The sequence below is a fragment of the Bacillus sp. ISL-47 genome (assembly GCF_018613175.1).
GTDB lineage: Bacteria > Bacillota > Bacilli > Bacillales > Cytobacillaceae > Cytobacillus.
In genome coordinates this window covers 1-13,245 of record NZ_JAGGQS010000086.1, presented here as the reverse complement: position 1 = coordinate 13,245, position 13,245 = coordinate 1, and the positions used below count along the sequence as shown (strand labels likewise).

Sequence of the window (13,245 nt, the reverse complement as noted above, 5' to 3'; positions counted from 1 at the left end):
TCAAATGACTAGGGCAGTCTACACACCCGGTCCTTTCAAAAGCAAACCTATCATCCCGCAGCTGAAGCATCGAATCTTACTTTCCCCGCACTTTCTTTTTTCCCATGAAGTCCATAATAAAGTCCTGCCGTGAGTAAAATGAAGACGGCCATCACTCTATAAAGCGTGCTGTATCCCATAACGGGGATGATAAATCCAAGCAAATAAGGGCCGAAGCCAAGTCCGGCATCAAGAAAAATAAAGAAGGTCGAAGTGGCTAATCCCATTCGATGCGGAGGTGTCAGTTTAACCGCAACCGCCTGTGTGCAGGATTGCATGTTCCCGAAGCCAAGTCCGATTAATGCCCCCGCCAAAAGCAGGGTGAAGCTGCTGTTGGCAGTACTTAACACGAGCATGCCGGCAGCAAACATAACGAAAGCAGGGTACATGACATAATTGGCACCTTTAACATCCATCAAGCGCCCTGTAAATGGACGGGAAATTAAAACTGCTGAAGAGTATACGAGAAAGAAGAAGCTTGCAGCGCTGACTAAATCAACTTCAATCGCGTAAAAGTTGATAAAGGAAAGGACGCCGGAATAGCCAAAAGCAATCGCTAAGGTTATAAATGCGATCGGTACTGCCTTTGGTTCAATAAAGTTTGAAATGTTGAATGATTTTCCTTCTAATGGTGGATTTGATGAAGCTTCAATGGGCGGTACGTATAAAAAGAAGGCGGTTATTAAGGCAAAAACGCCCAATGCCAGACAAAAAAGAAATATCGTTTGAAACGTTACTTGCTGCATCATAAATAATCCAATGAATGGCCCCACGGCAGTTGCCAGTGTGGCACTCATGCTGTAGTAGCCGATGCCTTCTCCTTTACGCTTGCCCGGAATGATTTGCGCAACGATGGTGCCGGTTGCCGTACTTGCCATTCCAAGTGCAATGCCGTGAATGAAACGGTTGATCAAAAGAAAAGTAATGCCGATATTTACGAAATACAAAAGGGTGGTCAATGTAAAAAAGATAAGACCTATATATAACGTTTTTTTACGCCCAATTGTATCAATGGCACGGCCAATATATAGTCTGCCGATCAGCGTTCCAATGATGAAAATACCGGTTACAAGCCCAGCCTGGCTTGTCGAGGCGCCATAATGATTGACTGCGAAAACGGCAATCGTCACCATCAATAAATAGAAAATTAAGGTCAAGAAAAAATTAACTGATGAAACAATGATAAAGTCTTTTGTCCACAGTTTAGGTCTAGGATGATCCATTTTTTTACTCTCCCTGCTGCATTAAATTTTTCCGGACTTCGCTCATTAGGCGAATACCCTCCAGCTGTTCCTCCTCAGAAATACCATTTAAAATTTCCTGTTCAAATTCATCAATTGTTACACGAACTTCCAGGTAGATTTTTTTCCCGATCTCGGTAAGCTGCATTCTTTTTTCTCGTTTGTCCTTTGTTGGAACTGCTTCCAGATAGCCCATTTCTTCTAATTTATTAATGGTTCTTGTTACCGTTGGCTTTTCTACCCCCAGATAATTAGATAGCTCCACAAGTGTTGAAGAGCCTTCATTGAACAAGTAATACAGGATGGACCATTGCGCCCTGAATAAATTGTGATTGCTTAACTCTAAGTTCAGCCTATTTTCAAAAGGGCGGTACATTAAAACCAGCTGGTGGAAGAATTTTTGAAAAGTTTTAATCTGAGAAACCTCCTAAAGTAGTTACTTTGAGTAATAGTTACTTGGGGTAACTAAATAATAATACTTATTATACAGCTGAAAATAGGGTAATGTAAATAGGCTGGAAAGCAAAAAAAGCCTAATCCCAGGCTAGGCAGCCAGTGATTAAACTCCGCTTTTTATGTGCTGTGCGGTATGAGTTTTTGCTTTTTTTAAATAATGATGCAGCATGATGCTGATCAGGGAACCCGAGAAGCAGGAGAGAGCAGAAAGAAGAAAGGCATGTGAATAAGAGCTTGTTAAATTTAGAATATATCCAATGATGATCGGCCCAACTAACTGTCCGATACCAAAGAAAAGGGTTAAAAATCCGATGGCACTGGATACTTGTGTTTGACTGACAAACTCCGATGTACTTGCCAGAATAATGGCAGGTGTTCCCCATAATGTAATACTGTAAAGAATCGCAAGTGCGATTAAACCGCTGCTGTTCGCGGAAAAACTAAAACCCAGCAGGAAAAGCATCTGCAAAAAGAAGACAAGAGATAATGAAGTCAGCCGTCCGAGGCGGTCTGAAATCGATCCCCACAGAAAACCGCTGATAATACTGATAAAACCGGCAATCGCAAAAATCCTACCTGCTATGAGGCTGCTAAGACCGAAATCAATCAGAAAGTCTACCAGGAATGTGGTGAACATAATATAGCTGAATCCCCAGAGGAAATAACAAATGCCGATTGTCCATACCAGTGGATTTTTGTAAACGGAGTGTAAGCTGCCGGTATTTAATTTGGAGGAAGCGTTATGATTAAAGCTTTCATTTAAACTTCCAACAGGAAAAACTCCTGCGTCGCCTGGATGGCTTTTTAAAAAGAAAATATTCAAAATAGATATGAACAGCACCAGAGTGGCCAGCAGCACCCAGCTGATTCTCCAGCCAGAACCAATACTTGACGTGACGATAATGGGAACAGCTACCCCCGAGAAAACAATTCCCAAACCATTGCCGGCATTCAGAATGCCTAAAGCCATACCTCTTTTCCGGGGAGAAAACCAGGAAGAAACCACTCCCATCGAGGCAACATTTGCCCCTCCTGATCCAATTCCAATAAAGAAGCTTGATAGATAGGCTGAAATAAAGCCCGTACTTAAAGACGTTGCAATCATGCCCAGGAAAATGACCCATAAAAACACGATGATCACTTTTTTTGCCGAAAACTTATTCACAAAATAGCCTGCAAAAAAAGCACATAAAACATACCCAAGGAAAATGGAAGAGGTTACCCACCCCGTTTCAATATAGTTCAGGTTTAATCCCGCTTTCATAAATGGAAGAATGGCACCATATGAAAAACGGCCCAGCCCAAGGCATGCCAGTCCTGTCAAAACGGATAGTAAAAGTATTAGCCAGCCCCTATGTATCGTTTTTATATTCACATTTTTCTCCTTTAAAGTGTTGGTGGAATTAGATTAATTGTAACATATTTACAAAATAATGAAACAATTATGAATTTTAATCCATACTCCAGTCCGCCTAAAATAATTTTATAGTTATTTTATGACAATGTGTCACAATCCATTGACTGATGACACATTGTCATATAAAATTTCAAGTAAAGGGATGACACGGTGTCATAACGAGGTGAAGGCTTTGAAACAGACAAAAATACAATCGCTGGTTTTGAAATTGCAGAAGCAGGGAGTAAATGCATCCCTTTGCTTAAGGCCATCCATTTCCAAGCGTGCTAAAAATACGGCTAACATATAAAGGAGCCATTATGGTTACAAAAACAACTGACCGTTATAACAAAATGAAAGAACTAAGGACTGATTTAGTGCGATTCATGATGTCCTATAAATTTGCTCTTGAGGAAATCAATACGAAAATAAATATTTTAAAAGAGGAATTTCAATATGTGCACGACTATAACCCGATTGAACATGTCAAATCCCGTGTGAAATCTCCAGAAAGCTTAATAAACAAGCTGCAGAGAAAAGGCCTGGAGATTTCCATTGATTCCATCCAGCAAAATATCAGGGATATCGCAGGAGTACGCATTACATGTTCCTTTGTTTCGGATATTTATGAAATCAAAAATATGCTTGAAAGCCAAAAAGATATTAGAGTTCTCGAATGCAGGGATTATATCCAAAATCCTAAGCCCAATGGGTATCAAAGTCTGCATCTGATTGTGGAGATTCCAATTTTTATGTCAGACAGAGAAGAGCTTGTTCCTGTGGAAATCCAGATCCGCACAATCGCCATGGATTTCTGGGCCAGCCTGGAGCACAAGATTTACTATAAGTACAATAAGGACATCCCGCAAAGAATAGTGAATGAACTGAAAGAGGCTGCCGATACTGCCGCACGCCTTGATCGGAAAATGGAAACAATCCATCACGAAATGATACAGCTAAAGGAGCTTGCAAGGGAAGAAGAGTCCGATTTACGGTCTCCCTTCCAGAATGAGACCTTGCAGCTGATACTAAAAAATAAGTTTAACCAAACATAAAGGAGAGCCGTTTTCATGCAAATATGGACTGACATGCCAAGCTTTGTAAAAAGAGAGCTTGAACAGCTGGAAGAAAAAGTTTCGCCGTTTACAAAAAAAGCTGCCAGATATATTTTTTGGTCTACGCCGTTAATCATTCTGTCGCTAATCAATTTAATGACATTATTTTTTACCATGCCAGATCAGGAAACATCGCCGCTGGCCATCCTTATGTATGCCATTATAGGAGCGCTCGGGTTCGCGCTCTCTAAAGAGGGAAAGCATCAGCAGCAGGAAATCCAAAAAATAAGTACAGTGTATATAAAGGAACGGATCAAAAAAAGCCAGTGGGCTTCTGACCACCTGAAATCGAGGTACCAGGTACTCATCAATGACCAGCCTCGCAAATCGATCCCATATTTTATCCAGTTCTTAAAAGAGGAAAAAAGAGGTTAGCCGTAAGGAGGCAGAATATATGCCCAAGATTACTTTTTTTAACTTGCCTGATGATAAGCGGGAAACATTAATAAGCGCAGCCAAAAAGGAATTTGCCCGGGTGCCGCTCTTTCAGGCTTCGATATCCAATATTATAAAAGATGCAAAAATTCCTCGCGGCAGTTTTTACCAATACTTCGATGACAAAGAAGATGCCTTTTTCTTCTTATTAAATAGCCATGTTTCCGGGTACAAAAGCCATTTTGTAAACACGCTAAAAAAGAATAACGGCGATATTTTCGAGGCGATGATCGAATTTTACCAAAGCATCATATCGGAAGAAAAAGAGAATCTGCAGTTTTTACGAAATTTGTTTCTTAATATGACGCACCGTATTGAAAATGTATTTGCCAGAAGCTTTAGCGAAACTGACCTTAATGAGGACTTTAAGAAAATCAGTATTTTGATCAGCCACGATAACCTGAATATCAAAGATGAACATGAACTTTTTCATATGATGCAAATTATCTCTTCCGTCACTTTCCATAATTTCGTGAAAAAATTTGCAGGAGAATTATCATTCGAAGAAGCACTAAGTAATTATAAAACGGAAATCCATTTATTAAAAAAAGGTTTTGTTTCAAGATGATTTTACAAAAAGCCTGTCTCTAAGAGGATTAGAGGCAGGCTTTTTTGGGAAGGTAAAAAGTAGCATTAGACTTATTCCTCTGTTGGGGAATAAATAAAATAATAGTTAAGGGAAAGGGGTTACTTATGGCTAACAAGAACAGATGGCTCATCGCACTTTCAGCTGTCGCCATTCATCTATCCATAGGATCCGTGTATGCTTACAGTGTTTATCAAAATCCATTAAAGGAAGCTCTTGGATGGGAAAAAACCGATGTTTCCCTCGCATTCACCATTGCCATTTTCATTCTGGGTGTTGCCGCAGCCTTTTTTGGCCGGTTTGTTGAAAAAAATGGACCAAGAAAGTCGGCAATGATTGCAGCCGTATTTTTCGGAATCGGTACCGTTGGAGCGGGTTTCGCCGTCCAAATGGAAAACTATATTTTATTCCTGATCTTCTTTGGTGTTATCGGAGGTTTAGGGCTAGGCTTCGGCTATATTGCACCTGTATCCACATTGGTAAAGTGGTTCCCGGACAGAAGGGGACTTGCAACAGGAATGGCCGTCATGGGCTTTGGAGCAGGAGCTCTTATCACGAGTCCAATCGCAAGCAGATTGATGATTACCACTTCCATTCCCACAACGTTTTATATCCTGGGAATTAGCTATTTTATCCTTATGATCGCTGGGGCACTTTATATCGCAAAGCCGCCTGAAGGCTGGAAACCTGAAGGAATGGAGGAAAAGAGTGAAGAACGCCCGGTAAAAGCGGACCTTGCTCAGCTGACTGCTAATGAAGCCATAAAAACACGGCGTTTCTGGCTGCTATGGATTATGATGTTTATCAACATCTCAGCAGGGATCATGATTTTATCAGTTGCCGCGCCAATGGCCCAGGAAATCACTGGCGCCAGTGCGATAACCGCAGCAAGCATCGTCGGAATCATGGGACTATTTAACGGCGGAGGACGAATTGGATGGGCATCTGCATCCGATTACATCGGAAGAGGAAATACATACATGACCTTCTTCCTGATCCAGGTGGCAGCCTTCTTCATCCTTCCGTTTATCACAAACTCATTTGTGTTTTCCGTCTTCCTCTACATCATCGTTTCATGCTATGGAGGAGGATTCGCATCACTGCCAGCCTTTATCGGCGACCTATTCGGAACCAAACAGCTTGGCGCCATCCACGGCTACCTGCTGACATCCTGGTCCATCGCCGGTGTCGTAGGCCCGATGCTTGTATCCAATATTTACGAAGCAACCCAAAGCTACACGGTTACATTCTACGTCTTTGGAACCATGCTTGCCATCGGATTCATCGTATCGCTGCTCATGAAGCGCGACATCAAAAAAATCAGAGCAACCAAAAAACAAAAAAGGACAAGCCAGCAGCTTGTCACAGAATAAAACAAAAGGCTCTTGCCGGATATACGGCAAGAGCCTTTTTGCTGTTACCCGAGAGTCAAGGGGTGACTTCGGTCATTTGTACAATCAGGACACACGTCCAAAATATCGAAGCTATACTCTTCATCTTCAGCCTCTTCTCTGCGGCCGCAGATTTCACACACTCTTGCCAAATGAAACCCTCCTTAGAGTAAAGATTACTTTAGGTAATTATTAGTCAGCTGAAAGAATATTATATCCGCAATCTTTAATCGCCTGCTCAAAATCCATGAAGGAAGCAGCTTCTTCATCAAAGGAGATAACCGCTTCGCCACTCATGGGATTCAGCTTTACTTTGCGGACACCCCAGACATCGTTTAATGCCTGATTTAATCTTTCTTCATCGCCTTTATCCATGTTTTCAATTGAAACCGTCCGTGTAATCAAGGCAGCATTCACTCTCCTGTTTTATAATGAGTATGCTCTTTGCCCATTTCCTTGCCCATACCCTTAAGAAAACCAAGCATCGTATTTATTGCCAAGTTGGTATCAGGGTCTCTCATTGCTTTCATAAGTCCCCACATGCTGCGCTTTTCATTTTTCTTCATGACCTCTGCAGACTCGTCAAGGCCTTTTGTGACAGCGCTCATCATGATGCTCATTTGCTGGGGATCCAGTGACCCTAGAAAATCCACTGTATTAAACCCATTGCGGATAATATTGTGCATATTGGGCTGGTTTACTTGATCAATGGCAATAGCGGCCACTTTATCCTTTGAGTGCAAGAAACCTTGGATGATATCGAGAATCCCTGCCTTTTGAAGCTGGCTGATGATATCTATGGTGCTCGAGATTGCTTCGCGATTTTCGGCAAGCTGCTCCAATAACGCCGCTATGTCCTTTGCCTGTTCTTCCTGAGCTGATGGCTGAACCAGCTCAATTTGCTTGATCGCTTTCGCCATCGAAGAGGCCCTCCCTTTTCAGCATTTCTGGAATAGAGATAAAATCATCACGATTCCATTTTTTCTCTGTTTCAACTCCAATGTGAGGCTGCGGATTGCCAAACCGGAAATTGTGGTGCGGAAGCGGGGAATCGCCATCCCGTTCAAGCACTTCCATTTTTACCTGCATTTCTTTGTAGTTCGGCGTATGCGTAATCTTGTCATGATAACTGCTTGTCAGCTTGTTGACCGCGCCTCTTCCTTCTGTTGTATGCATTGGCAAATAGAGTTCTTTTCCTTTGACCTGGTCTGTTACCCAAACTTTCACTTTCACATGGCCGTAAGGGGAGGTCAGGCGAACAAGGCTGCCTGTTTGGATCTTACGTTCTTCTGCCAGCTCCGGAGAAACCTCAAGCCAAAGCTCCGGCACTTTATAGGAAATGCCCTCAGATTGATAAGTCATATTCCCTTCATGGAAGTGCTCGAGTATGCGGCCGTTGTTAAGGTGAAGGTCGTACTCCTCTCCAGCCATGAAAGGAGGTGTCCAATCAACCGTAATCAAGCGCGCTTTTCCATCCGGGAAGTTGAATTTGTCTTTGTAAAGCAAAGGTGTATCTGTTCCATCTGCAGCAACAGGCCATACTAAGCTCTCCCAATTTTCCAGGCGTTTGTAGCTGACTCCGGCAAAAGAAGGTGTTAGCTTAGCAGCTTCATCCATAATCTCGCTTGGATCATTATAGTTCCAGTTTGCTCCCAGTTTATTAGCGAGTTCCTGGAAAATAAGCCAGTCTGGCTTGCTGTCTCCCAGCGGCTCAAAAACTTTGTAAAACCTTTGGATGCGCCGCTCTGTATTCGTAAACGTTCCATCTTTCTCAAGGCTTGGAGCTGCAGGAAGAACGACATCTGCAAATTGGGCCGTTTTTGAGAAAAAAATGTCCTGAACGACAAAGAAATCCAGTTTTTCAAACGCCTCATGAACGTAATTGATATTGGAATCAACCAAGCCCATTTCTTCTCCGAACAGATACATTCCTTTTACTTTGCCTGCCTGTATCGCTTCAACAATTTGATGGTTGTTTAAGCCAGGTTTCTTAGGCAGATCCGTTCCCCAGGCTTCTTCAAAACGGCTGCGGATTTCATCATTTTCAATTGGCTGATAGCCCGGCAGCCATGAAGGCATCGTGCCAAAGTCACTCGCACCCTGAACGTTATTATGGCCACGCAGCGGATAGGCGCCAGCTCCAGGCTTCGCAAAATTGCCTGTAATTAATAACAGATTGGCAATTGCTGTACTTGTATCCGTACCGCCCAAATGCTGGGTAACGCCCATTGCCCACAGGATACAGGTGCCCTTGGATTCATGAATCATCGTTGCGATCGTGATTAAGGTGTCTTTAGAAATGCCTGTGACTTCCTCTGCATACTCAAGCGTAAATTTATCAAGAGATTTAATATATTCATCCACATGGTTCACTCGGTTATTGAGGAACTCCCGGTCTTCCCAACCCTGGTCAACAATATATTTGGTGACGGCAGAAAGCCAAACAAGGTCAGTTCCCGGCTTTGGATGGATATGTAAATCTGCTCTGTCAGCAAGATCATTTTTACGAAGATCTGCTACAATCAGCTTTTGATCAGCCAATTTATTTGAGCGCTTAATTCTGGTTGCCAGAACAGGGTGGGACTCAGCCGGATTGGCACCGACTACGATAATTAACCCGGAACTCGCAATATCCTTCATCGTTCCGGAGTCACCACCGATTCCTACCGTGCGAATAAGCCCCATGGAAGCGGGCGTCTGGCAGTACCTTGAACAGTTATCGATATTATTTGTTTTAAAAACAGCCCGGGCAAGCTTCTGGAAAAGATAGTTTTCCTCATTTGAGCATTTAGAGGATGCAATAAAACCGAGGGCATTGGAACCATCTTCTTCCTTTATCTTTAGGAATTTTTCAGCAATCAGGGAGAGGGCCTCATCCCAAGACGCCTCATAAAATTTTTCGCCTTTTCTGATTAAAGGTTTGGTTAAGCGCTCCTTGCTGTTCACGAAATCCCAGCCAAACTTTCCTTTTACACAAGTAGAAATGCCGTTAACAGGGGCATCAGGCTGCGGCTGAATTTTTAAAATTTCACGGTCCTTTGTCCAAACCTCGAAGCTGCACCCGACTCCGCAATAAGTGCAGACCGTTTTAGTCCGTTCAATCCGCGCTTCCCGCATCGCTGCTTCTACATTGGAAATCGCAAAAATTTCTTTATATCCCGGTTCAACCTCTTTCGTTAAATCAATCATTGGCTCGAGAAGCGGCTTTGGAATATTGGTCAAATAGCCCGCTTTTCCAAGCATCGATTTTTCCATCAACGCATTACAAGGACATACAGTCACACAATGCCCGCATGAAACACAGGAAGATTCATTAATCGGAACATCATTATCCCAAATAACGCGCGGCTGCTCCCGGTCCCATGCAATACTCAGCACTTCACTGACCTGCAGATCCTGGCATGCCTCCACACAAAGCCCGCAAAGAATACACTGATCCGGTTCATACCGGTAAAAGGGATTCGAATTATCCTGTGGATAAGGCTTCGGCTTAAACTCATACTTCTGATGCTCAATCTGAAAATGCTCCGCCGTATTATGTACCACACAGTTGCCGTTATTGTTATCGCAAACCGTGCAATAAAGCTCATGGTTTTTCAGGATGCGTGACATCCCCTCAAGCTGTGCTTCCTTGGCCAGCTCGGAAACAGAGCTCACCTTCATATCCGGTTCTGCTGAAGTCGCACAAGAGCGCTTTAGCTCACCGTTAATCTCCACATAACACGTATCACAAGTCTGGATGACCCCAACCCCCAAATCCGGCTGAGTCGAACAAATCCCCGGCAAAAAATGATTAAAATCTCGTGCAGCCTCAAAAATCGACTGACCAGGCCGAGCTTCAATCTCCTTATCATCAATATAAAAAGTGAACCTTTCCTCGCCCATACTGCACCACCTATTCAAAAGTACTTTACAAAAAAGTATTTGCTAAAAGTGGAAAATGTATAACAGAATTCCCGGATTTTGACTGAGCGGGGGGAAGTGTGTTTGGGATTTTTTGGAATAGAGAGTGTATAGTGAGCAAGAAGAGTTAAGACGAATATAATCATAGGGGGTTACAAGTACCTAAAACCGACCGGGGCAGTGAATGTTGCCGTCATGGAGCGTTGATGAAGCCCAAATATGAGCGGGAGCAGAGGGAAACGTCGACATGGAGCGTTTATGAAGCCCAAAAATGAGCAGGAGCAGAGGGAAACGTCGACATGGAGGGTTTATGAGGACCAAATATGAGCAGGAGCAGAGGGAAACGTCGACATGGAGCGTTTATGACTACCAAATATGAGCAGGAGCAGAGGGAAACGTCGACATGGAGTGTTTATGAGGACCAAATAAGAGCAGGAGCAGAGAGAATCGTCGACATGGAGCGTTTATGACTACCAAATATGAGCAGGAGCAGAGGGAATCGTCGTCATCGAGCGTTTATGAAGCCCAAATAAGAGCAGGAGCAGAGGGAAACGTCGACATGGAGCGTTTATGAGGACCAAGTAAGAGCAGGAGCAGAGGGAAACGTCGACATGGAGTGTTTATGAGGACCAAATAAGAGCAGGAACAGAGGGAAACGTCGTCATCGAGCGTTTATGAAGCCCAAATATGAGCAGGAGCAGAGGGAAATCGTCGACATGGAGCGCTTATGAAGCCCAAAAATGAGCTGAAGCAGAAGGGATGGTCGTTATGGAGGGTTTATGACGCCCAAAAATCAGTTGGAGGAGAGAGGATGGTCGCCAAGAAGCTAATGGTGCTCATTTTTAGACAAAGACAAGACCATGGTTGTTACAGAATTGTAATTAATTACCATAATACAAGAAAAGAAGTGACGATCGTCGATAATACCCCGGATAACAACCATATTACAAGCAGAAAAGGAAGTACTACAAAAAAATAGACAACACGGAGAGCATTACCATTGAAAAATTGATCCAAATCATTTAATATAATACTACAAGCTGCATTGTTCGTAATCATAATAAAGTTTTAACCTTTAAGCTGTAACAGGGAGTTTAACATTGAAACGGGAATGACAAGCCTCTGTCTATATGACAAGGAGGACAGGCAGGAAGGTTTCTGCGAACACCCACTTTGAGGAGTGGTGGTTTAAAACTTTCTTATACTTCATTACGGCAAAGGCGGCTGCTACATAATGTGACTAAACCAGTTCCCAATCGGGTGCTGGTTTTTTTGTTTAGAATCCGGGATTATGGTTAAAACAAGATAAACGACATTTACAGGAGAGATGCTAACATGAAAGAGATCACGGAAAATAGATATTGTGAGGTTTGTGGAAAAGAGACGGAGCACATCGCCAGGGAAGATGCTTTGGAAATTGAGTATATTTGCAAGGAATGCAATCACGAAGAGGATATAATCAAATCATTTTTCTAACTTTCTCATGAATTGACACCCGAATGCATCCGTGATAAAGTAAAATTATCTCGAATTAAAGATATATTATTTTAAGATAAATACAAAGCCATTGGGCTGCAAATCTCAACATGGCTATAGGAAAAGACAAGGGAGGAATTTTACTTTGAATCACTTAAAAGGTATTCACCATGTAACGGCTATTACAAGCAGCGCAGAAAAGAACTACGAATTTTTCACTTATGTACTGGGGATGCGCCTCGTTAAGAAAACAGTCAACCAGGATGATATCCAAACTTATCATTTGTTTTTTGCAGATGACACCGGGAGCCCCGGAACGGATATGACTTTTTTCGATTTCCCTGGAATTCCTAAGGGTTCTCATGGGACTAACGAGATTTCGAAAACATCTTTCCGTGTTCCAGCCGATGCGGCACTGGATTACTGGGTAAAACGCTTTGACCGCCTTGGAGTTAAACACACTGGCATCAAGGAACAATTTGGCAAAAAGACGCTGTCATTTGCTGATTTTGATGACCAGCAGTATCAATTAATTTCAGATGAAGACAACAAAGGCGTAGCATCCGGTATACCATGGCAAAAAGGCCCAATTCCGCTTGAATACGCCATAACTGGATTGGGGCCGCTGTTTGTCCGGATTGCCCAATTTGATTATTTTAAAGAAATGATGGAAAAAGTGCTGCTCTTTAAGGAAATAGCTCAAGAAGGAGACTTCCATTTATTCGAAGTGGGTGAAGGCGGAAACGGCGCACAAGTCATTGTTGAGCACAATGCTGTTCTTCCGCAGTCTCGCCAGGGTTATGGGACTGTCCACCATGCGGCATTCCGTGTTGACGATAAATCTGTATTGGAGGAATGGGATAACCATATGCGAAGCTTTGGTTTCCAAACCTCAGGATTCGTGGACCGATTCTTCTTCGGTTCTTTATATTCAAGAGTAGCCCCGCAAATTCTGTTCGAATTTGCAACGGACGGGCCAGGGTTTATGGGTGACGAACCCTATGAAACACTTGGTGAAAAGCTGTCGCTTCCCCCGTTCCTTGAACCAAAAAGGGAACAAATCGAAAGCTATGTCCGACCGATCGATACAGTCAGAAGCACGAAAGAATTTGTAAAAGAATAATTTTAAAAATGGCATCTAAACCTCGCTGAGTTTTTAATGATTTAACGCAGTGGAGGACAGGTGCACTGGCCTTGCATTAATGTA

The 13,245-nt window shown here is 42.9% G+C and carries 15 protein-coding genes and 1 other RNA gene; 9 read left to right on the top strand and 7 right to left on the bottom strand.

The features are described 5' to 3' along the window. Positions 1-50 precede the first annotated feature (50 nt). The 3 genes from J7I93_RS24175 to J7I93_RS24165 all read right to left on the bottom strand — a co-directional run bounded on the left by J7I93_RS24175 (position 51) and on the right by J7I93_RS24165 (position 3,111). Positions 51-1,262 (bottom strand): MFS transporter, encoded by a 1,212-nt coding sequence (locus J7I93_RS24175; RefSeq protein WP_214729349.1) that lies wholly within the window; start codon positions 1,260-1,262, stop codon positions 51-53. A gap of 4 nt (positions 1,263-1,266) precedes the next feature. After that, positions 1,267-1,656, bottom strand: coding sequence for a MarR family winged helix-turn-helix transcriptional regulator (locus tag J7I93_RS24170; protein WP_214729347.1), 390 nt, complete (start codon positions 1,654-1,656; stop codon positions 1,267-1,269). Between the two features lie 183 nt (positions 1,657-1,839). Next, on the bottom strand, positions 1,840-3,111 hold the full coding sequence (locus tag J7I93_RS24165) for an MFS transporter (protein ID WP_214729345.1): 1,272 nt from the start codon (positions 3,109-3,111) through the stop codon (positions 1,840-1,842). Between the two features lie 341 nt (positions 3,112-3,452). Here J7I93_RS24165 and J7I93_RS24160 point away from each other — a divergent pair, with 341 nt between their 5' ends. From J7I93_RS24160 to J7I93_RS24145, 4 genes are all read left to right on the top strand, one after another. After that, on the top strand, positions 3,453-4,187 hold the full coding sequence (locus tag J7I93_RS24160) for a GTP pyrophosphokinase (protein WP_214729343.1): 735 nt from the start codon (positions 3,453-3,455) through the stop codon (positions 4,185-4,187). A 15-nt stretch (positions 4,188-4,202) separates the two neighbouring features. After that, a complete protein-coding gene (locus tag J7I93_RS24155; protein ID WP_214729341.1) occupies positions 4,203-4,622 on the top strand; it encodes a DUF5392 family protein in 420 nt (139 codons plus the stop codon). Positions 4,623-4,641: 19 nt separating this feature from the next. Then, positions 4,642-5,250 carry a TetR/AcrR family transcriptional regulator gene (locus J7I93_RS24150; protein ID WP_214729339.1) on the top strand — a complete coding sequence of 203 codons (609 nt, stop codon included), beginning with the start codon at positions 4,642-4,644 and terminating at the stop codon, positions 5,248-5,250. Between the two features lie 125 nt (positions 5,251-5,375). Beyond that, positions 5,376-6,641, top strand: a complete 1,266-nt coding sequence (locus J7I93_RS24145) for an L-lactate MFS transporter (RefSeq protein WP_214729337.1) — start codon at positions 5,376-5,378, stop codon at positions 6,639-6,641. A gap of 44 nt (positions 6,642-6,685) precedes the next feature. Here J7I93_RS24145 and J7I93_RS25470 read toward each other — a convergent pair whose 3' ends face one another. From J7I93_RS25470 to fdhF, 4 genes are read right to left on the bottom strand one after another with little or no spacing between them, the layout of a single operon-like run. Then, the gene (locus J7I93_RS25470) at positions 6,686-6,811 is read right to left on the bottom strand and encodes a hypothetical protein (protein ID WP_285289097.1); all 126 of its coding nucleotides are present in this window, start codon (positions 6,809-6,811) and stop codon (positions 6,686-6,688) included. 40 nt (positions 6,812-6,851) lie between these two features. Then, positions 6,852-7,064 (bottom strand): heavy-metal-associated domain-containing protein, encoded by a 213-nt coding sequence (locus J7I93_RS24140; protein WP_214729335.1) that lies wholly within the window; start codon positions 7,062-7,064, stop codon positions 6,852-6,854. An 8-nt stretch (positions 7,065-7,072) separates the two neighbouring features. Further along, a complete protein-coding gene (locus J7I93_RS24135) occupies positions 7,073-7,579 on the bottom strand; it encodes a helical membrane plugin domain-containing protein (RefSeq protein WP_214729333.1) in 507 nt (168 codons plus the stop codon). After that, the gene (gene fdhF, locus J7I93_RS24130) at positions 7,554-10,544 is read right to left on the bottom strand and encodes a formate dehydrogenase subunit alpha (RefSeq protein ID WP_214729331.1); all 2,991 of its coding nucleotides are present in this window, start codon (positions 10,542-10,544) and stop codon (positions 7,554-7,556) included. Before fdhF ends, J7I93_RS24135 begins: the two co-directional genes overlap by 26 nt. A gap of 341 nt (positions 10,545-10,885) precedes the next feature. On the opposite strand from fdhF, the gene J7I93_RS24125 reads away from it, so the two are divergent. The 5 genes from J7I93_RS24125 (at position 10,886) to J7I93_RS24105 (ending at position 13,161) form a co-directional block, all read left to right on the top strand. After that, on the top strand, positions 10,886-11,032 hold the full coding sequence (locus J7I93_RS24125) for a hypothetical protein (protein ID WP_214729329.1): 147 nt from the start codon (positions 10,886-10,888) through the stop codon (positions 11,030-11,032). Between the two features lie 257 nt (positions 11,033-11,289). Beyond that, positions 11,290-11,541 (top strand): hypothetical protein, encoded by a 252-nt coding sequence (locus J7I93_RS24120; RefSeq protein WP_214729327.1) that lies wholly within the window; start codon positions 11,290-11,292, stop codon positions 11,539-11,541. Between the two features lie 55 nt (positions 11,542-11,596). After that, a non-coding RNA gene (gene ssrS / locus J7I93_RS24115) (6S RNA) lies at positions 11,597-11,793 on the top strand. Between the two features lie 104 nt (positions 11,794-11,897). After that, positions 11,898-12,038 carry a hypothetical protein gene (locus J7I93_RS24110; protein ID WP_214729325.1) on the top strand — a complete coding sequence of 47 codons (141 nt, stop codon included), beginning with the start codon at positions 11,898-11,900 and terminating at the stop codon, positions 12,036-12,038. A gap of 145 nt (positions 12,039-12,183) precedes the next feature. After that, positions 12,184-13,161, top strand: a complete 978-nt coding sequence (locus J7I93_RS24105; protein WP_214729323.1) for a ring-cleaving dioxygenase — start codon at positions 12,184-12,186, stop codon at positions 13,159-13,161. The last annotated feature ends 84 nt before the right edge of the window (positions 13,162-13,245 follow it).